The sequence below is a fragment of the Roseibium sp. genome (assembly GCF_039982295.1).
Taxonomy (GTDB): Bacteria; Pseudomonadota; Alphaproteobacteria; order Rhizobiales; family Stappiaceae; genus Roseibium.
On the sequence record NZ_JBDWYP010000037.1, the window covers coordinates 21,656 to 46,910 of the forward strand.

General features: G+C 60.0%; 23 protein-coding genes and 1 pseudogene. 16 read left to right on the forward strand and 8 right to left on the reverse strand.

Annotated features, from left to right (window positions below; translation table 11 throughout):
* Positions 1–195: 195 nt before the first annotated feature.
* From ABJZ52_RS06930 to ABJZ52_RS06995, 14 genes are all read left to right on the forward strand, one after another.
* The gene (locus tag ABJZ52_RS06930; RefSeq protein WP_348487700.1) at positions 196–2,484 is read left to right on the forward strand and encodes a helix-turn-helix transcriptional regulator; all 2,289 of its coding nucleotides are present in this window, start codon (positions 196–198) and stop codon (positions 2,482–2,484) included.
* A complete protein-coding gene (locus ABJZ52_RS06935) occupies positions 2,420–4,243 on the forward strand; it encodes an AAA family ATPase (RefSeq protein WP_348487701.1) in 1,824 nt (607 codons plus the stop codon). Before ABJZ52_RS06930 ends, ABJZ52_RS06935 begins: the two co-directional genes overlap by 65 nt.
* Positions 4,230–5,663: a UvrD-helicase domain-containing protein gene (locus ABJZ52_RS06940; RefSeq protein WP_348415820.1), complete on the forward strand. Its 1,434-nt coding sequence runs from the start codon at positions 4,230–4,232 to the stop codon at positions 5,661–5,663. Before ABJZ52_RS06935 ends, ABJZ52_RS06940 begins: the two co-directional genes overlap by 14 nt.
* 230 nt (positions 5,664–5,893) lie before the next feature.
* Positions 5,894–6,469 carry a hypothetical protein gene (locus ABJZ52_RS06945; protein ID WP_348415818.1) on the forward strand — a complete coding sequence of 192 codons (576 nt, stop codon included), beginning with the start codon at positions 5,894–5,896 and terminating at the stop codon, positions 6,467–6,469.
* Positions 6,466–7,854 carry a hypothetical protein gene (locus ABJZ52_RS06950; RefSeq protein WP_348415816.1) on the forward strand — a complete coding sequence of 463 codons (1,389 nt, stop codon included), beginning with the start codon at positions 6,466–6,468 and terminating at the stop codon, positions 7,852–7,854. Before ABJZ52_RS06945 ends, ABJZ52_RS06950 begins: the two co-directional genes overlap by 4 nt.
* The gene (locus tag ABJZ52_RS06955; protein WP_348487702.1) at positions 7,838–9,028 is read left to right on the forward strand and encodes an XRE family transcriptional regulator; all 1,191 of its coding nucleotides are present in this window, start codon (positions 7,838–7,840) and stop codon (positions 9,026–9,028) included. Before ABJZ52_RS06950 ends, ABJZ52_RS06955 begins: the two co-directional genes overlap by 17 nt.
* Positions 9,003–9,641, forward strand: a complete 639-nt coding sequence (locus ABJZ52_RS06960; RefSeq protein ID WP_348322469.1) for a DNA-binding protein — start codon at positions 9,003–9,005, stop codon at positions 9,639–9,641. Before ABJZ52_RS06955 ends, ABJZ52_RS06960 begins: the two co-directional genes overlap by 26 nt.
* Before the next feature lie 877 nt (positions 9,642–10,518).
* Positions 10,519–11,448, forward strand: coding sequence for a hypothetical protein (locus ABJZ52_RS06965; protein ID WP_348322468.1), 930 nt, complete (start codon positions 10,519–10,521; stop codon positions 11,446–11,448).
* A 104-nt stretch (positions 11,449–11,552) separates the two neighbouring features.
* Positions 11,553–11,792, forward strand: coding sequence for a helix-turn-helix domain-containing protein (locus ABJZ52_RS06970; protein ID WP_348322467.1), 240 nt, complete (start codon positions 11,553–11,555; stop codon positions 11,790–11,792).
* A 4-nt stretch (positions 11,793–11,796) separates the two neighbouring features.
* A complete protein-coding gene (locus ABJZ52_RS06975; protein ID WP_348322466.1) occupies positions 11,797–12,255 on the forward strand; it encodes a hypothetical protein in 459 nt (152 codons plus the stop codon).
* On the forward strand, positions 12,242–12,928 hold the full coding sequence (locus ABJZ52_RS06980; protein ID WP_348322465.1) for a hypothetical protein: 687 nt from the start codon (positions 12,242–12,244) through the stop codon (positions 12,926–12,928). The genes ABJZ52_RS06975 and ABJZ52_RS06980 overlap by 14 nt, the downstream gene beginning before the upstream one ends.
* A gap of 225 nt (positions 12,929–13,153) precedes the next feature.
* Complete coding sequence (locus ABJZ52_RS06985; RefSeq protein WP_348322464.1) at positions 13,154–13,564, forward strand: hypothetical protein; 411 nt, start codon at positions 13,154–13,156, stop codon at positions 13,562–13,564.
* A 27-nt stretch (positions 13,565–13,591) separates the two neighbouring features.
* A complete protein-coding gene (locus ABJZ52_RS06990) occupies positions 13,592–14,422 on the forward strand; it encodes a hypothetical protein (protein WP_348487703.1) in 831 nt (276 codons plus the stop codon).
* A 29-nt stretch (positions 14,423–14,451) separates the two neighbouring features.
* A complete protein-coding gene (locus tag ABJZ52_RS06995; protein ID WP_348487704.1) occupies positions 14,452–14,862 on the forward strand; it encodes a hypothetical protein in 411 nt (136 codons plus the stop codon).
* Between the two features lie 71 nt (positions 14,863–14,933).
* On the opposite strand, the gene ABJZ52_RS07000 is transcribed toward ABJZ52_RS06995, so the two are convergent.
* From ABJZ52_RS07000 to ABJZ52_RS07015, 4 genes are all read right to left on the reverse strand, one after another.
* Positions 14,934–15,101: a hypothetical protein gene (locus tag ABJZ52_RS07000; RefSeq protein ID WP_348487705.1), complete on the reverse strand. Its 168-nt coding sequence runs from the start codon at positions 15,099–15,101 to the stop codon at positions 14,934–14,936.
* Positions 15,102–15,152: 51 nt separating this feature from the next.
* Positions 15,153–15,464: a hypothetical protein gene (locus ABJZ52_RS07005; RefSeq protein WP_348487706.1), complete on the reverse strand. Its 312-nt coding sequence runs from the start codon at positions 15,462–15,464 to the stop codon at positions 15,153–15,155.
* Positions 15,465–15,600: 136 nt separating this feature from the next.
* Entirely contained in the window at positions 15,601–16,884 is a 1,284-nt protein-coding gene (locus ABJZ52_RS07010) for a type II toxin-antitoxin system HipA family toxin (protein WP_348487707.1), read from the reverse strand.
* A complete protein-coding gene (locus tag ABJZ52_RS07015) occupies positions 16,884–17,267 on the reverse strand; it encodes a helix-turn-helix transcriptional regulator (RefSeq protein WP_348487708.1) in 384 nt (127 codons plus the stop codon). Before ABJZ52_RS07015 ends, ABJZ52_RS07010 begins: the two co-directional genes overlap by 1 nt.
* A 48-nt stretch (positions 17,268–17,315) precedes the next feature.
* Here ABJZ52_RS07015 and prfB point away from each other — a divergent pair.
* Positions 17,316–17,486, forward strand: a pseudogene (prfB, locus tag ABJZ52_RS07020) (peptide chain release factor 2); the annotation flags it as partial.
* A gap of 113 nt (positions 17,487–17,599) precedes the next feature.
* Here prfB and ABJZ52_RS07025 read toward each other — a convergent pair.
* Both ABJZ52_RS07025 and ABJZ52_RS07030 read right to left on the reverse strand, forming a co-directional pair.
* Positions 17,600–18,391, reverse strand: coding sequence for a hypothetical protein (locus ABJZ52_RS07025; protein ID WP_348487709.1), 792 nt, complete (start codon positions 18,389–18,391; stop codon positions 17,600–17,602).
* Between the two features lie 164 nt (positions 18,392–18,555).
* Positions 18,556–20,493: a hypothetical protein gene (locus ABJZ52_RS07030; RefSeq protein ID WP_348487710.1), complete on the reverse strand. Its 1,938-nt coding sequence runs from the start codon at positions 20,491–20,493 to the stop codon at positions 18,556–18,558.
* Positions 20,494–20,602: 109 nt separating this feature from the next.
* On the opposite strand from ABJZ52_RS07030, the gene ABJZ52_RS07035 reads away from it, so the two are divergent.
* Positions 20,603–21,487, forward strand: coding sequence for a hypothetical protein (locus tag ABJZ52_RS07035; protein WP_348487711.1), 885 nt, complete (start codon positions 20,603–20,605; stop codon positions 21,485–21,487).
* 127 nt (positions 21,488–21,614) lie between these two features.
* Here the strand turns inward: ABJZ52_RS07035 and ABJZ52_RS07040 are convergent, their stop codons facing one another.
* Complete coding sequence (locus ABJZ52_RS07040; protein WP_348487712.1) at positions 21,615–22,052, reverse strand: hypothetical protein; 438 nt, start codon at positions 22,050–22,052, stop codon at positions 21,615–21,617.
* Positions 22,052–25,249 carry a CusA/CzcA family heavy metal efflux RND transporter gene (locus tag ABJZ52_RS07045; RefSeq protein WP_348487713.1) on the reverse strand — a complete coding sequence of 1,066 codons (3,198 nt, stop codon included), beginning with the start codon at positions 25,247–25,249 and terminating at the stop codon, positions 22,052–22,054. Before ABJZ52_RS07045 ends, ABJZ52_RS07040 begins: the two co-directional genes overlap by 1 nt.
* Between the last annotated feature and the right edge of the window lie 6 nt (positions 25,250–25,255).

Sequence of the window (25,255 nt, forward strand, 5' to 3'; positions counted from 1 at the left end):
GGTGCACTTTTCCCCATAGGCTGACGTGGATATGCCCGGACTGAACACATATTCGCCCATTGCAGTAGCGCCTCCAACAGATCGCTTGTCAGGCGGCAGTTGAAGCGCCATTCACATTCCATGAGATAGAGGCGGAAGCGCGGCGTTGCGGGGTGGAATCCCGCTTGATGGGGTGACGGAAAGCGCCGGAGGCGGTTGCAGGCAGGGGAAGGCTTTCCCCTCCGACTTGACATATTTGTGTTCATGCAGCATATATGCCGCATACATTATTTCTTGGAGGTGAAAATGACCGAATACACCCCGACGCAGAAGATTGGTACGGCAATCGCACGCCTGCGCGCCGAAGCCAATCTCACACAGGCCGTATTGGCAGAAAGAACCGGACTCGACCAAAGCAGGGTTTCGCGCATTGAAAAGGGCGAAGTTTTTGCAAGCGCGGATGTCGATCGGGTGCTGGAGGCTCTTGACGCGCTCGGCACCCCGAAAGCCAAAGCATTCAGGGAGTACATCGGTCGGGATTGGCAGCACATCGAGCCGCCATCCTTCTGGAACCCAGAACGCGCGTGCCTTGAGATCACCGAAGAGACACTCGACGAAATCGGGACCTTCCTTGCGGATGACGAGCACCCGTGGCCACTGCGCCGTCAAATCGAACGACAGCGGGAATCACTCCTCCGCGCGGCGAGCTTTCTAGGGCGGCTCAATCACAATATAGCTTTCGTCGGAGACATGGGTGTCGGCAAGTCCACAGCCATCAGTTTCATCTTCGATCTGCTCGTGCCCCCGTCCCTCACCGACAAAACAATCAATCGGCCGGTGCTGGAAACCGGTGCCGGTGGCACCACGATCTGCGAGGTGCACGTCAAGAGTGGCCCTGAGTTCGGTATCTCCCTGCTGCCCATGAGCGATGTAGAGATGCGGGAACTTGTGTCGGACTTTTGTGCCGCAAAGTGGGCTGTTCACGCGAGCAAACAGCGTGAGGCGGGAGAAACCGTCGGCGTCAGCCGGGAAGCGGAGCGCGCCATCCGTAATATGTCTGGGCTTGGACGCAAGCGGGAGACGGTCGATGGGAAGATCGTTTATCACGACCCCGTGGGCGACTTGGCCAAGTCCAGCAGTAGCGAGGACGAGTTTCGGACCCGCATCCTCACCTTGATAAATCTCGACGACCGGACGCGGCGAGAACTCTGGTACGACAGCTCAACCCGCAAGCATCCAATGGAATGGGTGACCGAAACATTCAAGGCAGTCAATAACGGCCGCCTGAAAGACGTGCCGCTGCCCAAGAGCATCGACCTGCTCATCCCGAACTTCGGGCGGGCGTTCGGCGAACTGGACATCACGGTTATCGATACCAAGGGCGTCGATGACGTGGCCGTTCGCGAGGATTTAGACCATCGGCTGAAGGACCCTAGGACTGCGATTATCTTCTGCTCGCGTTTCAACGACGCACCGGGGACCAGTACGCGCGTGCTGCTTCAGCATATGCGCCAGACCTTCTCTGAGCGCTTCGATACCGGGAAGGTCTCGGTTCTGGCGTTACCTCGATCCGAGGAAGCACGCGCGATGAAAGATGATATGGGCGAACAGGCGCTGACGGATGCGGAGGGCTACGAGTTCAAACGGATGCAAGTCTCATCTGAGCTTGCGGCCGAGGATCTCGCCGGCGTCCCGATGCTTTTCTACAACGTCGAGGCCGACGACGCCGCCAGGGTCCGCAGCGACTTGTTCGGGCAGTTGAGCCGGATGCGGAAAGCGGTCGAGGAGCGGCTCTTCGACCTGTGCGCCGCCTCGCGGGACATCATCAAGAACCATGAAGCACAAGCGTTGAACGCCGCTATCGAGGAGGTAGCCAACAGGCTCAACACCTTTCTTAGAGGCAATCGGGGGCTAGGTGCCCGAGAACAACTGGCGCATGTGGATGCGATCAACACCATCAAGGGCGTGAGGTACGCCTCGACGCTCTGGGCCTCCACTCGGCGGAGCGGAGACTACACGGGCCTTAACGTGGTGCATCTGATTGGCGTCGGCGCTGCCAGGGACGCGAAGCGGCGGAGCGAAAGCTGGTTCAATGGCCTTGATGCATTCCTGAAGTCGCTGAAGGCAGACGACGGCCTGGCATTAGCCAACCGCTCAATCGACCAGATTGCCGCGAGCGCGGCAGCATCGAAACGCGCCTTCCTCGAAGCAGCCCAGCTCGGAGGCTTCGAGGTTTATCGCGAACCCCTATCGCAATCGCCTGTGTGGTCTGCATGCGCTTCGGAATGGGGTCGCGGTCCTGGGTTCAAAATGCGCGTAGCAGGACACCTGGAGAGTTGGTTCGTCAAAGAGGCAAGCTTGAAAGACCGCCTTGAGAAAATGATCAACGGGCTATGGGAGCAGATGGTAATTGCGCCTCTAGTAAGGCTGGTCGAGGAGAGTGCACCTGAAGCCGATCCCACGCCCGGTAACATTATTCCGTTCAAAGGCCGCATGTCGGCCTGACACGAAGAAAAATCAGGAGCAGGTTATGGCACGGGTTCGGGTGTTAGAGATCAGGAACTTTCGAGGTATCAAGGCACTGACCTGGTATCCTGCTCCCGGCATCAATTGCCTGATCGGTCCCGGGGATAGCGGGAAGTCATCGATCCTTGATGCGATTGATTTCTGCCTCGGCGCACGCAGGAGCATCCAGTTTACTGACGCGGATTTCCATCTGCTTGATGTAGAGACGCCGATTGCCATCGAGGTTACTCTCGGAGACCTCGACGACGATCTAAAGAATCTTGATGCTTACGGCATGTATCTCCGCGGATTTGATGCGGACACCGGCACGATTGAGGACGAACCAGAAAAAGATGCCGAAACAGTCCTGACGGTGAAACTCACCGTCGCCAGCGATCTAGAGCCGACGTGGGCGCTGGTGTCGGCGCGGGCCGAAGTGCAGGGGCTGACGCGAAACCTGAGTTGGGGCGACCGCGTTCGGCTTGCCCCCACGCGAATTGGCGCGATGGCCGATTACCATCTGGGCTGGCGGCGCGGCTCCGTGCTGAACCGCGTGTCGGAAGAACGCGCCGATGCGTCGGCGGCTTTGGCTAAAGCTGCCCGTGATGCTCGCGCTGCCTTCGGCGACCAGGCGCAGGGTCAATTGGGGGAGACGCTGGGCATCGTCGCGGCCACGGCGAAGGAGCTTGGCATCGCCATTGGCGAGCACATCAAAGCCATGCTGGATGCGCACTCCGTATCGTTCAGCGGCGGCACAATCTCCCTGCACGATGAAGACGGCGTACCATTGCGTGGTCTGGGCATCGGTTCGACTCGGCTGCTCATCGCCGGCCTCCAACGGAGGGCGGCGGCACAAGCTTCCATCATCCTGATCGACGAGTTGGAGCACGGGTTGGAGCCGCACCGTATCATCCGGCTCCTCGGCTCTCTCGGCGCAAAGGAAACACCGTCACCGCTGCAAGTCTTCATGACGACGCATTCACCTGTCGCGTTGCGCGAGCTGTCGGGGAATCAGTTGTTCGTGGCGCGTGGCGCGATCGATAAGCACGATGTCCGCGCGGTCGGAACGGCGGACGGAACTCAGAGTACGATCCGCTCGCACCCTGACGCCTTTCTTGCGCCGAACGTCATTGTCTGCGAAGGCGCGAGTGAAGTCGGCCTGATCCGCGGCCTCGATCAGTATCGGACCGCGAGCGGCCACGAGGCCATCACCGCTCAGGGAACGGCCCTCGTCGATTCTGGCGGCGGCGATTCCGACCGGCCCTTTGCGCGCGCGGCCGCATTCCATGCGCTGGGATACCGGGCGGCGGTGGTCAGGGACGATGACAAGAAGCCGACAGCAGCGGTGGAGGCAGCCTTCACCGCGAACGGTGGGACAGTTATCGCGTGGCGCGATGGGCGGGCATTAGAAGACGAACTTTTCCTGAGCCTGACCGACGATGGCGTCGGCAAGCTCCTTGACAGGGCGGTCGAGCTGCATGGCGAAGAGTTGGTCAATGAGCACATCAAGTCGGCCTCGCAGAATGCAAAGGACTTAAACGGCGTCCAAACCGAAGCTCTGATTGACGGTATAACCGCGGAGAGCCGGGCTATCCTTGGTAAGGCCGCGCGGGCAAAGAAGGCCGGCTGGTTCAAGTCTGTCACTTGGATGGAGGATGTCGCCCGCGACATTGTCGGCCCAGACTTGGCAAATGCTGACGCGGCTTTCAGGGCGCTCATCGACGGCGTCTTCGGGTGGGCGGGCGATGCCGGACAATGACATCGACCTGCTAGCCGTCAATCGCGGCACAGTGACCGCGCCTGCAGGGTGCGGGAAAACGCACCTGATTGCCGAAGCTCTGACCCGCCACGGCGGTGGCAAGCCAATCCTCGTGCTGACGCATACCAATGCCGGTGTCGTGGCGCTGCGCGGACGGCTCGATAGCGCAGGTGTGCCCGCTAAAGCCTATCGCCTCTCGACGATTGATGGATGGGCCATGCGGCTCATCTCGACGTTCCCGGCACGCAGCGCGCACGACGCCGACTTACTGCAACTGGCGCGTCCCGGCACCGACTATCCCAACATCCGCTTCGCGGCCGCCAAGCTGCTACAAGCAGGTCACGTCAACGACGTCCTTGCGGCGAGCTATACCCGGCTCATCGTAGATGAGTATCAGGACTGCTCCATTCGGCAGCACGCCGTCGTGGCATATGCGGCACAAATACTGCCAACGTGCGTGCTCGGCGATCCGATGCAGGCGATTTTCGGGTTCGGCAGCGACAATCTTGCGAAGTGGAACGAAGAGGTCTGCACCTATTTCCCGCTGGCGGGCGAGCTTGTCACTCCCTGGCGATGGATCAACGCTGGCGCGGAACCATTAGGCCGTTGGCTGCTCGACGTGCGCGGCAAGCTGCTGCGCGGCGAACCGATTGACCTGCGGGCGGCACCGGAAGGTGTGAATTGGGTCGAACTGGACGGCACCGAAGATCACCAGCGGCGCCTGCGAGCTGCGCGTGTGCGTCCGCTGGACGATCAGGGCTGCGTCCTCATTATTGGGGACAGCAGGAACCCGGACGGTCAGCGGCAATTTGCCAGCCAGACGCCAGGGGCCATAACCGTTGAAGCCGTTGACCTGCGGGATCTGGTGACGTTCGCCGGAGCCTTCGACCTCGCCGCACCGGACGCACTTGAACGCCTTGCCGGCTTTGCCCAAAGCGTCATGCGAAATGTCGGCGCCGCAGACTTGGTGAGGCGCGTGCAATCGTTGCAACGCGGCACCGCTCGCAACCCGCCGACGGATGTCGAGGCCATCGCTTTGTCATTTGTTCGCACGCCGTCGCACCGCGCTGCGGTTGATGTTCTGGTGGAAATCAATAAGGAAGCGGGGGTCAGCGCGCACCGGCCTGCTGTCCTGCGAGCTTGCATCAAGGCGCTCCAGCTTTGCGGCGGGACAGAAGGTCTATCGTTCCATGAGGCCGCAGTCCGGATGCGCGAGCAGAACCGATTGGTCGGCAGGCCCCTCCCGAAGCGCGCTGTCGGTAGCACACTCCTGCTGAAAGGGCTGGAGGCAGAGGTAGCTGTCATCCTCAACGGCAGCGACTTGGATGCGCGCAATCTCTACGTCGCCATGACGCGCGGCTCGAAGTCCCTGATAGTGTGCGCTTCTGGGCCAATCCTCAATCCACGGGCAGGTCTCTGACTGTTAGAGACAAATCACCCCTGAAGGGCGGTTCCAGTCGCCTTACGGAGCTGTAGCCGTCGCTCGAAGGGGTGACGGAAAACGCCGGAGGCGGTTGCAGGCAGGGAAAGGCTTTCCCCTACCCCAACTTCAGAAACTCAGGCCGTGTGCATATCCTGATGTCAGATATTTTTATATAGTTATTGACTTTGTCAGTTTATGTCCTTATGTTGTTAACGTAGGAGGTTGCCATGACCGATGGACCGTTCAGAAATGCAGAGCTGAGTAGCCGCTGGAAACAGTACGGCAAGGATTTGGTGAGCGACGCAACGAGCTTGGAGGAACGCACTGCCCAAGCCTGCCACAGCATGATCGGCACCGATGATTTGCCGGCAATCAGCACCATCCTCGCCGACATCAAGGCCCATGCCCAACGCCCTCAGATGGACTTGGATGCCATCTCGTCGATGGAGGCGCTCTTCGAAAGTCACCCGAAATCGCCTCTCACGGACACGCTCCAGAAGCACCTCATTGCCAATCTCCGCGACCAGATGCCCCTCGGCACTGCCCTTGACCAGGCACTCCCGAGCACCGTTGCGGATTGGATCGGCATTACCAAGAACCGCCTGGACGAAGAATGCATTCGCGCCCGCGATCTCGGCGACATGAACGAGAACGACTACCGCAAGGGGATTGAGCGCAACCGCGAGACGTTTGCGAATATCAATTCCGATGCCCTCTGTGACGCTCTGACCACCGGCGACAAGCGCGCGTTCAAACAGGCTCAACAAAAAAAGACCGGCGTAGATGAGGGACCTGACGAGTGAACGCGCATCCGAAGAAACTGATGTTGGCAGGCAAGCATTTGCATGTGGTCGAGAAGGGTCAGAAACTTGGTCGCCCCCGCTCAAGGGGCGTCGCTACCGCTGAAATCGGCCGGAAGATCACCTTCAATGCGGCGGTTCTCGATACTTTCGATGTAAAGGGATGCCAACCGCTGCACTACGATCTGCTGGTCCTCTGTGCCGCCATCGAATTTGCCGATCGCCGCTGGAAGCGTCCGCAGGGCTGGAGCCGGACCCTGCATGTGACGATGCCCGTGATTGACCTCGCGACGTGGCAGAAGCCCATCGTTCAGGCAAACCTGCGGAGTGTTCTGCGCCATCTGACCTGTGACGAGTGGCTCTTCACGTTTGTTCAGGCGAAAAACCGATCACCGATTGGCGAGCGACAGGGGTTGCTGCGATTCCCAACGACTAAAGCGTTTGCAATCGCCTATAGCGATGGCCTGGACTCCCGCGCCGTTTCGGCCCTGACAGGTACTAAGGATGAGGCGCTCTGCATTCGGGTCGCAAACTTTCGCCAGAGCCTGAAAGACGGCGACAGCTACTTCACGCAGATACCCTTCAAGGTAAAAGGCTTCCGCAGCAATGAAAGCAGCTTTCGTTCGCGCGGATTCCAGTTTGCCGCGATAACCGCCATAGCATCCCACCTATCCAATTTGACGCGGATTGTCGTCCCTGAAAGTGGCCAGGGTGCACTTGGGCCTGTGCTGCTCCCTCTTCACAACATCTACGCCGACTACCGTAACCATCCGACGTTCTTTCGAAAAATGGAGTGGTTCATCAAGTCGGTGTTGGATCACCGGATTCGGTATGAACAACCCCGACTCTGGTTCACGAAAGGTCAGACGCTGCGCGCCTTCCTGGGTATTCATGGGAAAACAAAAAAGGAACTGACCGGTGCACGGTCTTGCTGGCAGAACCGTCGCATCGTGAATATGGGCGGCGGTAAGAAACAGTGCGGCCTTTGCGCGGCCTGCCTGTTGCGGCGTTTGAGCATGCATGCGGCCGATATCAGCGAGAAGCCCGGCACCTATGTCATTTCGGACCTGGGTGCGCCGGACGTGAACAAGGCGCTATCCGTCCTGCCCCGAAAACCTGACCGGGACATCATGATTGAGTACGGGAGCGTTGGTGCGCGCCACTTGCAGCAACTCGCCGACATGGCGGTCCTGCCTGACAGCGAACTCCGGGTGCACGTCTCGGAAATCGCAGCGGCGACGGGCACAAGCTACGAAGAAACGCTAAAGAAACTGAGGACCTTGCTCGTGACCCATGCGCAAGAGTGGCAGGCATTTCTGTCTGCCCAAGGAGAACAAAGCTTCTTGAGGAGCTGGATGGAAGGAGGACGCCATGGCCGATCTGAATGAACTGAGCGCACAGGAAATAGGCCGGCGTCTGCGATTGGCTCGGGAGAACGCGGGCATTCGGCAGGATGATGCGGCCCAGGTCATTGGCATGTCCCGGCCCACCCTTGTCTCAATTGAGAAAGGCGCACGCCGTGTGCGCATTCAGGAACTGCAAACGCTGGCCCGTCACTACGGGATCTCGGTCAATGCCCTTCTTCGGCGGGAGGCCGTGCATACGGACCTAGTGCCGCGGTTCCGAAAGCTCCGGGAGACGGAGGACAAGGACACCGCAGAAGCCGTGCAACTCTTCAACAATCTGATTAAGGCGGATGTTGAGCTGGAGAACGTGCTGGGCATTGAGCGGCGCCGAAATTACCCGCCTGAGCATGGCGTCAACGAAGGCGACGTCATTGCGCTTGCTGAGCAGCATGCTCAAGACCTGCGCGACTGGTTGGGTCTCGGCCCCGGACCGATTGCCGATATTTTCTCGGTCATCGAGCTTGGTCTCGGCATCCGGCTGTACCAGCGGCGCCTGTCGTCAAAGTCAAAGGTGGCGGGCTTGTTCACGTATGAAGAGGCAGTGGGCGCCTGCATCTTCCTGAATGCAAACCACCCCCTGCCACGGCGCATTCAGTCTGCCGCCCACGAGATCGGCCACTTCTACGGCACGCGCCAATCGCCCGAGGTACTGGAGGAGGATGAGAAGTTCCTGTCGCGCGAGGAACGCTACGCCAACGCTTTCGGTCGGGCATTCCTGACCCCCGCTGCGAGCTTCTCTGAGAGCTTCCGGCAGTTGAAGGAAATCACCGGCAAGACGACGCGGCGGCTGATCATCCTGCTCGCCCATCAGTACAACATCTCGCGCCAGGCTTGTGGCCTGCGACTGGAGGAACTCGGTCTCGCAAAAAAAGGAACCTGGGCGTGGTTTGAGAAGAATGGCGGCATTACCGATAAGGACGTGCGGGAAGTTCTCGGTGAGATGACCGATCGTCGCGACCCGGCCAAAGGTGATGCGGATCGTCTCCTTTCCCACCGCATGAGCCTGATGGCCCATGCGGCCTGGAAGCGTGAGCTCATGTCGGAAGGCCAACTAGCAGAATTGTTAAATGTTGGTCGTGTCGAGCTGCGCGATATCATCGACCAGATCGAGCTTGAGGAAAGCGAGACGGATGACCTTCTCAAGCTCCCTGATTGATGACCCGAAACCGCTTGTTCTCGATACGAGCGTTCTGATCAACCTTCACGCATGCACCTACGGCGAGCGGATTCTCAGGGCCGTTCCCAACGATATACTTGTTCCCAGGATCGTGGCCAACGAGCTGGAACATGAAACCAGCCGCAAGAATGGCGAGCACAGCTTCCTTCATGGCCTGATCGGAAATGGTGAGGTCACGCTCGCCGACCTGACCGATGAAGAATACACTCAGTTTTCTGCGCTCACCTCAGGCTCGCCGTCCCTCGACGATGGAGAAGCCGCCACCATTGCCATTGCCTCGACGCGCGACCTGCATTGCCTCATTGACGAGAAAAAGGGCCGCGCTCGCGCGCTGGCTTCTATGGGCCAGAAAGAACCCGCCTGGTCACTCGACCTCCTGCATCATCCGCAGGTGATCGCGGCCCTAGGACCGGAACAGGAAATTGACGCGCTCTACCTGGCTCTTAGAGACGGACGCATGCGCATTCACGACAATCACTGCGGCCACGTCGTCAATATCATTGGGCCAAAACGTGCCCTCAATTGCCGTAGCCTGCCTGGCTACAAAGCCCGTCGGCTGGATTGGCAAGCAGAGACTGTCTCCTCAAAATAATGTACGTTGCTGGCTCGAAAAGATAGCTAAGTACCCTCGCACGCAGGTTCGACCTGCCAGGGGGATCATGCTACGGAGGACGAGAAACTTCGGAGACAAGTAACTTGCTGTCAGGCGATACAAGACTTTGCCGCTCTTGAGTTTCCCTTCCACGTGAATCGCCATCCACCAACGGGTATATTCATCAATCGCCGTCAGCATTCGGAATGGCTTGCTGTCATGTGTCAGGTCTATGACAAAGTCGTAGCCCCCGACATGGTTGGACAAACATGGCCTCATATGAATGCACGTGCGCATTCTCGTTCTAAGAAAAGTGGGCTTTCATCACATAATTTCTTCGACACGATTTAGATTGATTTTCCGTATTGCCCAAACTCTATTTCAAAACTTTCATTAAGAACGCCCTTTCCAGGAATCGCGCCAAGGATTTGGCGAAGCAGCCTTCGATTAGGGGCCCAAAATCATACGCTGCCTAGTTCCTTATGATGGACCGGAAGCGTGAGAAATTTGGTCATGCAGAGGGGATCAGGAACGACGACCGATGAGCGAATTTGGCCGAGTAAGCAAGGTAAGCGCGAGCCCTCATTCTCCAGATATGCCCGGCAATCTTGGACTTGTTCCTTTGGGGCGGAGGGATGGGCCTTGCAATCTCTGGCTCCAACGCCAGCAATCCCGGACAACGCGGAGCAGGGTATGAGTCATCAAACTCAAACTTTTGGGTTCGAGGGGAAAAATCAATGATCGAAGGCAGGCGACGTTTGGCTCGGTGGCCGCCGAGGTAAGGTGTCGAATGTTTAGATAAAAAATATTATTTGATGCTAAGCATCTATTTTGTTAAATTTTTCCTTGATAGCTTGACGCACCCAAGGATAAACCGATGACCGACACGCCCCAAAACACTTGGAATAATCAACCGAAGCCGCGCCGCCGATCCAGACACACCTCCCTATCCGTTTTTCCGCTTCTAAAGCGGTTCGCCGAAGGTCGGTACGCGTCGTTTGACGATACCATCGCTAGGTTTTTCGGCTCTGTATTGTCGGGATACTTCGATCATGAAGACGGCCCTGACTTCATTGGTATTGATATGTTCGACCTAACAGTTGCTGCCAATCATAGGCACTTCTCCGGGCGCAAGAGCCCTTCAAGTCCGCTCTTTCATATGTTGCATGCAGTTACTCGCAGAACTCTGTTCGATTGGTTGTCTGCATGCCGGACGCTTCCAAAACCACTCGGCTTCTACAAGATGCAGATTGGCGATCTGAACGCACTAGCACCTGAAGAAGCATACGACATCTGTGCTGCCATCTTGGCGCAAGTTCGCAACCGCGAAAGCTTACTCTCCTTCCTTAACGCCCTCCGCATAGATAAGAATGATTTTTCCCGATGGGTCAAAGAGGTCTATGGCGAGGAACCCAAGATGCTCTCTGAAATTGAAGCTAACCCAAGGCTGTCGTGGTCTTGGCATCACAATAGAAGAAGACAATGTAATGGCGCGAGAAACGCAGTCATCGATCGACGCGTATCTCCACGAATTCTGAATATCATCGACAAGACAGACCTGTCAGGGGAACGCAGGCACTTCGCAAAATCCCTCGGCAAAGCCCTCGTCCCATTGGCCAAATCCGATCCGACTTGGAAACGCAACGCGAGTGCGCTCGCAGACTACATCCATAAAGCACATCGCGAGGATATCAATCCTTCAACACTGCGCGAATGGCTTCGACTGGCATTCGAAGAAACTATTCGATTGAAAAACCAAAAACACCTAGTTACGCGCAAAGATTTCCCAGTGCAGAAGAGGCTATAATTTTCTTTATTTTCTGATAGTTATCCTTTTTCTGACTCTTCCATCTACGCGCACTCTGACATCACCGCCCATGCTCCTGCCATCGTCAACAAACGGAGGCCGACATGGACGATTTCGAACACGACAACCTTCCCGTCATCCTACCCACCTACGATGACGACCCGCTTCTGACGACAAAAGAAGCGGCCGCGTATCTGGGGCAGGCGCCGTCGACGCTCGCGACTTGGCGGGTCCGATGGTCCGATGGACCCCGTTATTTGAAGATCGGGCGCAAGGTCTATTATCTCCTGTCGGAGCTGAAACGGTTCCGGGCCAAGTGCATGCGTACCTCGACGTCGGGCTGAGACCATGCGGACGAAAGTCAGCTTTCGGCTCAGCCCGCGGGCGCTCGCCCGAGTTGATGACGCCGCCCGGCGACACGGGCTGACTCACTCCGGCGCGGCGGAATACTTGCTCAGCGGCATCATGCCGGCGCGGACCCGACGGGGCCGCGCCGGCGCCCCGGGATCGAGCGGAACGCGTTGCTCGCCCTTGCTGCACGCCGTGGTCCTTCTCCGCGCCGTCCACGGGCTGCTCGCCGAACATTCCCCTTCCCTGCCGCCGGCGGTGGAAGACGATCTTCGGCTGCTGTGCCGAACCGCGCTGACACTCGTCAGGGCAGGCGCCACACCGAAGGCCGGAGACAATCCCCTTCCCGTCCAACCGACCGATCCCGGCCTGACGTCCGTCGTTCAGACGCCGCCTTCGAACGATCTGATCCTCCATATCCTGAACACCAGCCAAGGACGCGACGATGATCATTCGTGAACGCCGCCTCGGCACCGTGGGCCGCGTCCTGGCCTACTTCACGCGCAGCGGACGTTACCTTGACCGCGCCGACGAAGTCGCGGGCCAGGCATATCTTCTGAACGCGGGGCTCACGGGCGTCGGCGACATCCCCCTGCCCGACGCAATGGCGGTCGTTACCGCCTGCGCCAACTCTCGTCCTGGCCTCAAGAACCGAGCACTCCATCTCGTCATTTCGCCCGCTCCCGATCATGCCGAACGATGCGGTCCGGCGCAGTCCCGGCAAGATTGTCTCACGACCCTTACCCGCGCCATGCGCGCCATCGGCGCCGAGGACCGCATCGCACTCGCCGTTTTCCATGGCGCCGGTCACGGACGCGACAAGGCGCAGCACCTTCATGCCGTCATCGCCCTGCCCTCGCCCGAAACCGGAAAGTCCGTCCCCCAGCATTGCCTGCGCGAACGCCTCAAGGCGGTAGCGCTTCAGGTGCGGCAGGAGATCGACCTCACTCTTTCCCGAGACATGGATATTCCCCAGCCACAAGAACAGAACGCCGAAACCTCGTCGACACGAGAGAACGATGCGGACAGAACTCTGGCTCCGGCACAGCCGGAACCGCCCCAACATGCCCCCCGGGAGATCCGCAAGAAACGCCGCCGGCAGCGCGTGAAGTCGCGCGGGATGGAGCTTTGACATGCCGCCGGCCATCCTTCCGATCAAGCGCGGAATTGTCCGACGTTACGGTGCATGTCCCTGGTCACCTTTCCGTCAGCGCTGCGCAGCGAAGTTCGCAGCATGCGCCGAAGCGCGGACCGCAGCAGTTTTCGCAGCGGAAGCCACAGCGCCTTTCGCAACGAGGACCGCATCGAATGCATTCGATGCAGTCCTCCGTCCCGCGCCAGATAAACGAGGCGCCGCATGACCGCGTCACTTATCGAGCGCCTGCATCGGGCCGCCGTCGCGGCGGCAGAAGCCGAACGGGAGACCGCGATCAGAACGTCGGTGGGGAAGTTCGTGCGGCTGAACCGGGACGCGCTCATCGAGCTGCGCGGCGTAGCGGGGGGCTGGCGCCAGGTCGCCGAGATCCTTCTCGCCGAGGGGTTGCGCTGGCCAAACGGCAAACCCGTGACGGCGGGCCAGCTCCGCTCCCTCATCGCCTCGACAAGGCCGAAACTGGATTTCCGCGGCACCCACGTCGGAACGCCCAAACCGATCACCACACCGCCATCAACCGAAGCAAAGGAGACCGAGACGATGTCCAGAGCCGAGCCGATCCATCAATCCAACGACCGCCCTCGCCCGCGTGGGCTGGCGGACCTCATCGACTGACCCAAACACATGAAAGGAAACAAGACCATGAGTGAGGCCATCATCGTCGCCAACCGTACCGGCGGCCAAGGCAAGACCGTCGCCGCACAGTTGATGATCTGGGGGATGGAGGTCGGCGGGCTCGAGCCCCGGCGGATCGCCATCGACAGTATCGGCGAGGGAAGCAAGTCCAAGTTCGGAAAGTTCTGCAAACGCGTCCGCGAAATTCGCGTCTCGCCGGACGAAAAATCCCTGCGGTCCGATTCCAAGGCGATGCTCGCCCACTGGGATGCGGTGGGGAAGGAGCTTCTGAATGGCGGCGCGGTCATCGACGTGGGTGCCAATGTCATCGATTCCATCTTCGCCTGGGCGGCCGCACGCAATGCCGGGTCCGTCCTGGCGCAACGGAAGGCGCCGCCCGTCACCCTTGTCGTTCCGACCCAGGCCCAGGCGCAGGCCCTCGAGGATGCCCTGCACCTGCTCGAGCGGTCCATTTCGGAGGGCGGAAACCTGCAAATCACCCGCCGTGTCCTGCTACTGAACGAAGCGTTCGGCGGCTTCGACACCTACGGCACCAACGAGGACTTCACCCGCCTGCAGCGCATGAAGGAGGAGCACGGTCTTCGGATCGGCCGCCTCCGGAAATGCACCAGCGCCCTCTGGCCGTTCATCGAACGGCTTTACCTCAACATGGCGGACGTCGCCGAAATGGACCCATCCGACATGGAAAAGAAGTTCGGACTCAATCCCTTCGAGGCCGCCGGCGCGCAGGTCGATTTCCTGCAATGGGCGCTTGAGTCGCTCCGCATGCTGAACTCCCTCGGCCTTACCCCCGACAACCCCCGCGACCAGGGCGGCGACGTCTCCCTGCCCGCTTAACCCCCCAAACCAAGGAAAGGAACCCGACCATGTCCATCACGGAAAATTCGTTCATCGTCATGATGCCGACGGCCCAGATCAAACCGGAAAACCGCATTCACCTCGAGGACCTGGCACCGGACGTACTCGTCCGCCTTCACGGCAACACCGCGATCGCCGCCTTCCGCCAAAGGGTCTATTACGAAATGCAGTACGACCTGCGCCAGCTCGAGGACGGACTGAACGCGCTCGCCACCGAGATCACGCGGCGCATCGGCGGGGCAACCGCATCGGCGAAATCAGACACCGGCACCGGCAGCGGTGATGGCGGCCGCGGTCCGGCCCTCGCCGCCGCCCATGTCCAGATCAAGGACCTGCAGGCCAAGTTGGCCCCGCCCCAGCAACAGGCGCAACGCAAGCCCATCCAGCAGCAGCGCAGGTCGCGCGGCATGGAGATGTAATCGCGAACTGCGGGCGGAGGACAGAAGACCCCCGCCCGCAGCCCCGCATATTGAGCAATGTTAGGCTCGGGCTACTTGCCACCGCCGTCGCCGCCGGCACCTCCCGATCCGGAGCCGCCAGACCCGCCGGAGCCACCTCCGCCGCCGCCACCGCCACCGCCGCCGCCCTCGGCGCTGCCCTCTAAGGTGTAGCTGTTCTTCACCGTGTCGAAATCGACGAAGCCCGTGCTGCGCGGCACTGCGATGCCGATCACCGCGCCGTCCTTCAGGATCGCCGTGGCGTCGTCGTCCTACGGGTTGCGGGCGAAGCGCATCATGGCTTCCAGTTCCCCGGGAGACACCTGCGGCCGGTCGCCGGTGCCCGAAGCGTCCTCGTAATCGGGCCCGCCCGCGAAATCGACCACCACGTCATAGGAGATGTTGGCCGAGGGCCAGGCAAAGGCGGCGCCGATCTTGTGGTTCGTGGTCAGCGCCAAGGCCTCGGCGAACGGGATAGTTTTGGTTTCGAGGCTCTGGAACCGGTCCCCGGCATGGATAGGGCCCGCGCCCACCACCAGCGCCGCGAAGGCGATGCCCACGCACACGGTTTTCGTCCAATTCATGGGCGGCAGTCCCCCCGTCCGTTGGTTTGGTCCTTACCGCGGGGGAACCCCGGGTCGTCGGGACGAAGGCTAGTACAACCGGGGGGGTATCAATGCCTGGTATTTCAATGGCGCGCGCGGCACCGGGCCGGCGCGGTCAGGTCCGCGCGGCGATCCGGCCGCATTCGGTCGCGCGCGCCGCCATGCGTTCCGCCAGCCGGTCGATGATGCCGTGGGCCAAACCTTCTTGGGCAATCTCGTCCCGCACCGCCGCGGCGGCATCGGGCAGTTGGCCGGCAAGGTCGCCGATGCGTTCCAGCACGCCGTCCGCCGGAATCCCCAGACGGTCGGCAAGACGCCTCCAATCCCGCGCGGCGATGTCGCGAAGGCGGTATTCGCCATCGACGCGCATGGCGAGCTTCAACCGCTTTTGATCCATGTCGTCATAGGGAAGCGCGCTGGCGACGTCGTAAAGCGGGGCCAGGCGCGCCCGCCCGCCGGCACCGATGAGGATGGAATAGTTCTTGGCATGCGCGTCCGTGCCGGCGATCAGCCAGTTGAGGATCAGCGCGTCGACGAAGGTTGCGACATCCGTCTCGCGCGCACCGGAAACGGCGCGCAGCAGGTCGACGATCTCCGCCGCGCCGGGGCCGCCTTCGTTCTCGTACTTCCGCGTGGGCGGAACGGCCAGGGCCTGACACATGTCTTCCTGATGGACGCGGAGGATATCGCCGTCCTGGCGCCGACGGTCGTAACGCTCGACGACAATCGCCGTCTCGTTGCCGAACCGCGTCACCCGCGTCGATGCCGTGGGCAGGCCCAGACGCCGCGCCAGTTTCAGACAAAAATGCTCGTTCTCCGCATGGCCGTCGAATTCTCCCGTGGGCGGCTTCAGGATGTGCGTCGTCGGCGTGCGGCCCGAGGGAATGCCCCAGCGCCCGCCGTCGAACAGCAGCGCCGTCTTGGGCTGCGCCCCGGCCAGGCTGAACTGCCCCGTGTCGCGGGGGGCGCGCCAGGCGGCATGATCCTCGCGCAGCGCCCTGAGACGGTCGGCCACCTCGCCTTCCGACAGCCAGGTCACGGGCTCCGGTGCGGCATTGGTACAGGCATCGACGCGCGCCGGCGGCACGAACTGGACCGCGCCGGCGCAATCCTCTCCCACATGGGACAGCAGCGCGAAGGCGTTCCGCGCCGAGACCTGGAACCAGCGCGCCCAGCGGTCGAGCACCCGGTCGTTATCCGGCAGCAGCCCCCAGAGGAAGGCCTCGATCACGTTGTGGCCGTGTTCGGCGGCGGCGAGCGGCATGGAAAGCGACAGGGGATAGGCGTTCTTTCCCTGCCGCCAGGGCTCATCATAGACGAAGGACAGCCGGCCCCGCTGGTTGCTGCGGACTTCGCCGATCCGTCGGCCATTCATCAGGGCGACCAGTTCGGAGTCCATCAGCGCGCCCCCCGGGCGCCATCGACGATGGCGTCGATGTCGGTGGCGGCGCCGTCTTGGTCGTCGGCCCCTGAAATCCCCCCGCCCAGGACCAGGGTGACACCCAGCGCATCCAGCGCGCGCAGGATCAGGCCGACCTCGGCCCGCGGCTTGCCCTTTTCCACCTCCACCACCCATTGGCGGCTGACGCCGATACGGTCGGCCAGGGCCTGCTGACCCAGGCCCAGCCGCCGCCGGTGGTCGCGGATTACGGCGCCCAGGTCGCGCGCGGTGCGTATCAACATCGGTTCATCCTTTCGAATGTCGTCATACGGCGACATATTACAGATGAAAACGAACGCTGACAATCCAAAATGTCGTTGAACGAAGACATATGCGGCCAATTACACGGGGCCGCCCACGGGTGGTTTTTTTTCCGCTGATCGCGAACCGGCTGGGGCCACCAGATCCGCTCCTACGTCCTGCAGCCCTACCAGATGGTCAAGGACCTGCGCACCAACGTGGAGACGTCGAACACCCAGGCGGTGCTCGACGGCGACCTCGACGAGTTCATGGCGGCGGCCCTGGCGGCCAGGGTCAAGGGGGCGGACGCGGCCGACTAACCGAGAACCGAGTGGCGGGCGCCGGGGCTCTCCGATCATGAAGCGTCGCGGAATACAAAAGGCCGAAACTGTCGCCTCGGCCTTCTTCTCCTGGTGCGAGGAGCCGTATCAGCCTAGCAAGGCGCTCCGGGACCAGGCACGCAGCTAGACCCCAATGTTCCGCTGCTTGTCGAAGAAGCGCCTGCCGTTCCCGATACCGCGCTAGCGACGCCCGTAACAAGGCTATTGATCGGATCATCCTCGCGATGGCGGCGCTTCAGGCTCTTGTCGCCACCGCCGAAGTAGATGCGGATGCCGCCGATCACATGATCGTAGCTGTCTGTTCCAATCGCGCCGTCCGCGAACAGGCTGACCCCGGCGAACCGGACCGGTGCTTTCCATTCGACGCCGATATGACCGACGCGGGCCTGGGAGATCGTCGAGGCGCCGACCTCGACCATCAGGTCGTCGGTCGCGTACCAGCGGATATCGGCGGCGCCGAAGCCTGTTTCCAGGCTATCGCCGGATTGATAACCGGCGGTGCCGGCGAAGGTCAGGTTATTCAGATAGTATTCGCCCTCGGCGGCATAGCGATTGATGTCCGTGCCGCCGATGTCCGTATGGGACACAACGATGCCGGCGAGGCCGATTTCCGGATCGCGCCAGAAACCATGCAGGCCGATGCCGTAGGTGTCGGAAGCGCTGTAGTCGGCGAGAATACCATCGACCTGGGCGCCGAACTGGCCGCTGATCGGCACGGCGACGCTGCCGGCGGCGGCCCAGAGCTGGGAATCGTTCAACTCACCGCCGATGGCTTCGACCTTGCCGTTGATCGCGGACACGGCCGGTTTGTCGCCCGCCATAACGGGCGCCGACATAAGGCCAACGGCAACGGCGCCCAATACGGCAACATTTTTGAAGCGCATGAACCAAACCCCCTCAAGAAAAGCGGCCCGCATGGCGTTGCGCCGGGACCGCCTTGCGGATTGACCGCATTCGTCTGATTTCTGACCAACACAACCGGAGGGGGTATCAAGGTTTGGAATTTCAATGAAAGGCGCGCGTTGGGAGGAATCAGGGAGAGGCACGATCAAGCCGACCCACCCCGCCGCCCCATATGACCGCGGACCGCCGCCGCTATCGCGGCGAACTCGTCGGGCGTCGCGGCCACGCTGCCCTCTCGTTCCGCGCGGTCGAGGGACCAATGGGTGATCCCTCCCGCGGCCGAGCGGGCGGGACCGAACCGAAGGGTCCAACGCGTCCCGTGCACATCATCAAACCGGTAGAAATAGGCGTGACCGTTCAACACATCGTCGATCAAGTGGGCCAAGCAGTTCCGCTGCAGACGCGCCTCGCGGATCATGGCTTTCGGTGTGTCCAGAGGCAGCAGGTTTTCCGTCGCCGGCTTAAACGGCGGCGGCGGGAACCGAAGTTTTTCGGCCCATGCGAGGAGGACGCCTTCCAGGCTTTCCCGTGTGTGGACATGCCGGAGGGCGCCGGCGAGCCTGCGGACGTCCGCCGAGGGTGAGAGGCGCGTGAGCCAGAGCGTTCTTCGCACGGGGCTCTCGGCCGCGCTTGAATCTCCCTCGACTATCAGCCGTACGACGTTCGCGCGGCAGATGGCATCGGGAAGCTCCAGCAACGCCTTGACCTGGGCCCGATTGAGGCTTTCCAGGTGGCGGACGGTCTTGCCCTTGTTCGCCGCCCGGATGACCTCGAACAGACGGCCCAGGGTCGTGTCGTCGGGCCAGGGGCCGGTCAGGTCCGCGGTCAATTTATGGAGCGCCCGGATCTCGCCGCGCGCCACCACCGAACCCGCGACCTCCGACAGAATTTTCTCCCGGTCCCACGCCTGCAAATTCTCAAAGAAGGCCCACCACCCAGGGGCGTGGCGCTGATACGTGCGCAAAGGGGGTATTTCCGCTGGTGCAAACACCGTCAAGCCCGTGCGGCCCTCTTCAAGGGCCTGAGCGGCCAAGTGGAAGCAGAGCGCAAGAACGTAGCCGCGACCTTCATCGACCTCCCGCATCAACCAAGCCTCAAACCCGGGGAATGCCTCGAGCGCGAAGCGGATCACGCAGTGCATGGGCTCGAACAACCGTGCCGTCGGCTCATCCGTCAGATCGTTAAGGAGGCTGCTTCCGCCGCCCAAGATTTGATTGGTCAAGCCGGCGGGACGGCGGGCGGACAGGATAGAAAAGCTGCAATGCGTTCTGCTCGGCGGCCGCGGCTTCTGACGCTCGGACTTCCGCCGGGACAATCCCAGGTCGCCGACCCGCTGCAGGAAGCGTGGCAACGGCGCCCTTTCCTTCGGGGCGGGCGCTACCTTCACGATCCTCAGCATGCTCTCCACGACCTCGCGGTGGCATCCGATGTCGTATAGCCGGCTTGGCAGGCCCGATCGGGCCCAGGCGGAACTCCATTTCAAAAGAGTCCAGGCGAGCGCCGGATCGAAAGCCTCTTCGCGGCGGAGGATTTCGAGCTGTGCCGGCGACAGGAAACAGAGCACCGGAAGCAGGCGCACACGTTCCGACCATTGGGCGCGGGCCTTTTCGGCAAGCACCGCGAGCTCTTCGGCCCTTTTTCTATCGACGACCGGATAAGCGCTGGAAGGAATGTCCTCCCGGTACCCGAAAAGCATGTTGGTGACGATCAGACACACCTCGTCCGGGGCCACCATGAACACCTCCGGCGAGACCATGTGCCCGGCAGCGTCCAGCATCTCGATCAGATGGCGCCGCTCCGCCACGCGGCGGGCGACATCCGGACGCTTCAGGCAGAACAGCATGGCCTGGAGTTGATGGGCCTGGCGGCCGACGATGCGGTCGATCTCCGGCGCGGATTGGCGCAGGCGTAGCCGTAGCGCCAGGTAAGCCGACCCGACCCCCTGTCGCGTCCGCTTGCTCGCTGGCAACGGGGCGGTCAAATCCTGGCGCCAGAGCGCCTTGGCCGCGTCAAACGTCATGACGCGCGCCAACTCAGGGTCATTCAGAGAGTCCGTGATCCAGTTTTGAAGAGGCGTGGACATTTTATCTCTTTTCACCGATAAATTGATGCTTAGCATTTATTTGACAGAACATATTTAAATGTCAACCAATTTGTTGCTAAGCACCCATTTTGCTGAGTAAAGTAAGGCCATGATGCCGCTCACCTCCACGGAGATCGCCGCCGCCCGGGCCCTGTTAGGCTGGGAACAGCGCAATTTGGCGTTCGCTGCGGGCATCGGAGTGGGCACCGTCCGCCGCATGGAAGAGGGCTCTACCGATTTCCGGACGATCATTCCTCGTAGAAATTTTCTCTCACCAAGCCGGCGCCAAGTGATCGGCGCCATTTCGGAAGCTCTCGAAAGTGCCGGCGTACGCTTCATGACGATGCGCGGCAATACGACGGAGATCGCGATCGGACTCGAACCTTGGGCTGGTCAGGATGAACTTCCATTCAAGATCCTGGTCGTTCCCTGGCACAACGAAGCCCGTCCCTTTTCCGTCAAAACCACCTTCATCCGCTACGGGTTCACGCAAATTCGGGATCGCAATTCGAAGAGAGTTTGGGTCATCACCGAACTCCCAAGCGAGCCGGGCGCGGAATTAAGTTTCGACAACACCGGTCTCATAGAACGTGCGGCAACGTATGCCACGACCTTGCCCCGCGTGCCTTACTCACAGCTTGAGCTGCATTCCAAGGCTCGTTCGACGGTCCCCGAAACCTTCTGGGTCTTGGCGCGCTCCAAGTCAGTCCAGTCCGACGAGTTCGGCAAAGCCTTTGTCTTCGAGCAGCTCACGCTTGATTGGCTGGAAGACGAGCGGAGATTGGCGTTATCGGGAAAGCGTCCACTTAAGGTCGCGACTGATGGCTCGACAAATAAAGCCGGGAGTATCTTAAGCAGAATTTGCACCGACCTTGAGGAAGCGTACGCACACGTGAATTGGACGCTTTTCCCCAAGAGCGAAGCACGTCGGTTGCAGTTTGGCCCCCAAAGCTGGGCACCGTCTCCTATCGGTGAGTCCCGCAGAGGTCATTAACGTATTCCTTCGCCTATATCCGCTTGCTCCCCTATTCAGCACTCCCGATCGCATAATAACGTCGGTGAAAGAGGCCCGCAAAATGCGGGCCTCTCGATGTTTCATACATTCAAGCTGTGATAAGCAATCACGTATTCTTCTTCAGTTCCATCGGCTCAAGCTGGTGAGCTTCTTCGTGGTAACGCAGGTTCAATTGCCCTGCGGCCAATTCCAAGTTCCCTAAATTGGAATCGAAGTTCGCTCGCTTGAAGTGCTTCGTGATCGGTATCGCTCGTTGAATTTCGCCGACATATTGCCGCTGCGCATTCGTGCCATTGTCGATGAACTCAACATCTACATGCCCCCGGATCAACCGCCCGTACCCACGCTGCATAATTCGTCCGGTAAGGATGAGCTCTCCATCTTCCCTTTTCCATATTTTGACCATATCGATCTCGGTCCTGGCTGTATTTTCAACTTTGATCGAAAGGCCACCCATTTTTGTGATTTCTTGGCTGTTAGAGGCACAGCCCGCTAAAAGAACGGCTCCAAACAGGGCGGCTGTTACAGGAAAGAGTTTACGCATCACATTACCTCCGAAGTTTGATAGTTGGACTGATGAGTACGCCGCCAATAGCGGAGCATGCCTCGCGAGAACCACGTGTAGAGCGCGGGCAACAGAAGTAGAGTGAGCAATGTCGAACTGAGCAGCCCCCCGACCACCACGGTCGCCAAAGGCCGCTGAACCTCAGAACCAACACCCGTCGAAAGCAGCATCGGGATCAGGCCCAGTGCGGCAATCAACGCCGTCATTAGAACGGGCCGAAGACGCGACAACGCGCCTTGATACACGGCCTCGTCAGGCTCCATTCCGCCGAGAATGTTCTGGTTAATGGCATTGACCATCACCACGCCGTTCAAGACAGCCACGCCAAACAACGCGATAAAGCCGATCGATCCCGGAACGGACAGAAACTGTCCCGTGAGGAACAACGAGAAGATTCCGCCGATCAGCGCCAGTGGCACATTCACCATGATCAAGAACGACTGACCAACGGACCCAAAGGCGAAGAACAGCAACAGAAATATCAGGCACAGAGAAAGCGGAACGACGATGGTCAGACGTTCTTGTGCGCGGCGTTGATTCTCGAATTGGCCTCCGAATACCACCGAGTAGCCCGGTGGGAGTTCGACAGCTTCGGGGATTCGTTTCTCCAATTCCGAAACAAGCCCACCCATGTCGCGTCCTTCGACGTTTGCCTGGATAACGACACGCCTTTGTACGTCATCCCTTCGAATTTGTGGCGGACCGCTGATAATGTCCACGGACGCAACATCGCGAAGACGGACCCATCCGCCGTTAGGCGCCTGGAGGACAAGGCCTGAGATTGCTTCTGTGCTGTCACGAAACTCCGAAGCCAAACGGATATAGATATCGTAGCGTTCGTTTCCGCTGATTACCTGCCCCGCTGAGACACCGCCAATGGCATCGGCCACCAAGTCCATTACCTGGCTGACAGGAATGCCGTAGCGCGCCAAACGGTCACGGTCCGGGCTGACCACCAGTTGAGCCTCACCCACGACCTGTTCCATGGCGACATCACGCGTACCATCCACAGTCTTAATGAATGCCTCGATCTCTTGTCCTTTCTTGGCAAGAGTGTCCAGGTCCGGCCCGAATAGCTTAACGGCCAATTGAGCTTTCACACCCGAAAGCAGTTCGTCGACGCGCGTCGCGATGGGTTGGGAGAAGGAGAACAATAGACCCGGATGAACAGACATCTTGGCCTCCATCAAGGCTTGAAGTCCTTTTCGGTTTTCGGCCGACGTCCATTGATCTACGGGCAAAAGCCCGACCAATAATTCGATGTTGGAAACGGGTTCCGGATCACCCCCAAGCTCCGGCCGACCAACGCGTGCAGAAACGTAGGTAACTTCTGGAAAGTCGATCAGCTTCCGCTCAAGCTTTTTTGCGACCTCGAGAGAGGTATCGAGACTCACGGAGGGCCCGAGAGTTACCCGGACATTGAGAGTGCCCTCCTCCAGTTCCGGCACGAACTCCGTTCCCAAGTATGGAACCGTGGCAAGAGACCCAAGGAAGATCGCAAGCGCCACCAAAGTCACGGCAATACGATTGTTCAGTGCTCTGGCAAGTCCCCACCTGTAAGTTGCCTCAATCGGCTTGAAAATGGGACTGTCGCGATGTTTGACCGGTCGACTGAAAGCATAAGTCGCCAACGCGGGAATGACGATCAGCGCGACGACAAGCGATGCCATCATGGCCAAAACGATTGAAGTCGCCATTGGCTGAAAGAGTTTTCCTTCGACCCCTTCAAGACTGAACAGCGGGGCAAACACCACGATGATGATGAGGACGGCGAAGAAAACCGGCCGGCCGACTTCTTTGGCGGCCTCCTGAACCCTCAAGCGTAAGGCATGAGGCTCCTGCCCCAATGTTCGGGGTGCACTCCCCTCGCCATGGGAGGTCAGGTGCTTGAAGATGTTCTCCATCATCACGACGGAACCATCGACCATCATGCCGATCGCAATCGTCAATCCGCCGAGCGACATAAGATTAGCCGATACCCCCCAATAAGCCATGGCCATCAAGGCGAGACCGATCGACACAGGCACGGAGACCAGAACCAAGAGCGACGCCCGCAGGTTCATCAAAAACAAAAGAAGAATCACGACGATCAATGCAAACGCCTCGATCAAGGCGCGTGTCACCGTTTCCACTGCTTTTGTAATCAAATCAGCCTGGTCATAGATGGGCTCGAGCAATACCCCTTTGGGAAGGGCATTCTGGATGATCGGCAATCGTGATTTCACGCCATCGATGGTTGCTTTGGTATTCGCTCCCGTCCGCTTCAGGATGATCCCCGTAACAACCTCGCCATACTGGACTGGCGATCCGTCGGGGGAGCGCGCGGTCATCGAAACGGCCCCTTGTCGAATCTCGTTTCCGAAGGCGACTTCCGCGACGTCCTTCACCCGAACAACGACACCGTCTTCTTCCTTGATCGGTATGTTACCGATGTCCCGCAAGCCATCTTGCTCACTTCTGACCCAGCCGACGCCCCGGATGACGAGTTGTTCCTGACCTCGGTCCATGAACCACCCGCCCGCATTGCGATTGTTGTTTTCAATCGCTTCTTGGATTTCGCGGACATGCAGGCCGTAGGAAAGCAACCGTTCCGGATTGACCAACACTTGATACTGGCGAACTTCCCCCCCAAAGGACAAAACTTCGGTAATGCCATCCACGGGCATGAGCAACAGCTTCACGACCCAATCATTCAGACTACGCAATGCCGTGACGTCGAAGGCATCCGTAGCCTCGGAACGCAGGACATATTGGAACACCTGCCCCAAACCACTCGTGTTCGGCCCCATTTCAGGAGAACCGATACCCTCCGGGATTTGTTCTTTTGCCGCCTGTAAACGCTCAAACGTGAGTTGGCGTGCAAAGTAGATGTCTGTCCCTTCGGCGAATACGACGGTGACAACCGATAGGCCGGATTTCGATATTGAGCGGACTTCCGATACATCCGGCATCGAGTACATCACTGCCTCGATCGGGTAAGTGATCAGTTGTTCAACTTCCTCGGCGGCAAGGCCGCGTGCTTCCGTATTGATCGAGACTTGAACATTTGTAACATCCGGAAAAGCGTCAAGGTTAAGACGGGGCAGCAGAATCGCTGCGCCAGCCATGATTCCAAACAGGACAAGGACGACGAGAAGTCGTCCCTGGATCCCAAGGTCGATGATCTTATTCAACATGGTGCT

Bases quoted from the DNA above. Each gene is read 5' to 3' on its own strand.
- ABJZ52_RS06970 (WP_348322467.1), top strand. From the start codon at position 11,553: ATGGACGATTTCGAACACGACAACCTTCCCGTCATCCTACCCACCTAC.
- ABJZ52_RS06990 (WP_348487703.1), top strand. From the start codon at position 13,592: ATGAGTGAGGCCATCATCGTCGCCAACCGTACCGGCGGCCAAGGCAAG.
- ABJZ52_RS07045 (WP_348487713.1), bottom strand. From the start codon at position 25,249: ATGTTGAATAAGATCATCGACCTTGGGATCCAGGGACGACTTCTCGTC.
- ABJZ52_RS07025 (WP_348487709.1), bottom strand. From the start codon at position 18,391: ATGCGCTTCAAAAATGTTGCCGTATTGGGCGCCGTTGCCGTTGGCCTT.
- ABJZ52_RS06980 (WP_348322465.1), top strand. From the start codon at position 12,242: ATGATCATTCGTGAACGCCGCCTCGGCACCGTGGGCCGCGTCCTGGCC.
- ABJZ52_RS07030 (WP_348487710.1), bottom strand. From the start codon at position 20,493: ATGTCCACGCCTCTTCAAAACTGGATCACGGACTCTCTGAATGACCCT.
- ABJZ52_RS06945 (WP_348415818.1), top strand. From the start codon at position 5,894: ATGACCGATGGACCGTTCAGAAATGCAGAGCTGAGTAGCCGCTGGAAA.
- ABJZ52_RS07010 (WP_348487707.1), bottom strand. From the start codon at position 16,884: ATGGACTCCGAACTGGTCGCCCTGATGAATGGCCGACGGATCGGCGAA.
- ABJZ52_RS07040 (WP_348487712.1), bottom strand. From the start codon at position 22,052: ATGCGTAAACTCTTTCCTGTAACAGCCGCCCTGTTTGGAGCCGTTCTT.
- ABJZ52_RS07005 (WP_348487706.1), bottom strand. From the start codon at position 15,464: ATGAATTGGACGAAAACCGTGTGCGTGGGCATCGCCTTCGCGGCGCTG.
- ABJZ52_RS06955 (WP_348487702.1), top strand. From the start codon at position 7,838: ATGGCCGATCTGAATGAACTGAGCGCACAGGAAATAGGCCGGCGTCTG.
- ABJZ52_RS06940 (WP_348415820.1), top strand. From the start codon at position 4,230: ATGCCGGACAATGACATCGACCTGCTAGCCGTCAATCGCGGCACAGTG.
- ABJZ52_RS07035 (WP_348487711.1), top strand. From the start codon at position 20,603: ATGATGCCGCTCACCTCCACGGAGATCGCCGCCGCCCGGGCCCTGTTA.
- ABJZ52_RS06985 (WP_348322464.1), top strand. From the start codon at position 13,154: ATGACCGCGTCACTTATCGAGCGCCTGCATCGGGCCGCCGTCGCGGCG.
- ABJZ52_RS06960 (WP_348322469.1), top strand. From the start codon at position 9,003: ATGACCTTCTCAAGCTCCCTGATTGATGACCCGAAACCGCTTGTTCTC.
- ABJZ52_RS06975 (WP_348322466.1), top strand. From the start codon at position 11,797: ATGCGGACGAAAGTCAGCTTTCGGCTCAGCCCGCGGGCGCTCGCCCGA.
- ABJZ52_RS06995 (WP_348487704.1), top strand. From the start codon at position 14,452: ATGTCCATCACGGAAAATTCGTTCATCGTCATGATGCCGACGGCCCAG.
- ABJZ52_RS06965 (WP_348322468.1), top strand. From the start codon at position 10,519: ATGACCGACACGCCCCAAAACACTTGGAATAATCAACCGAAGCCGCGC.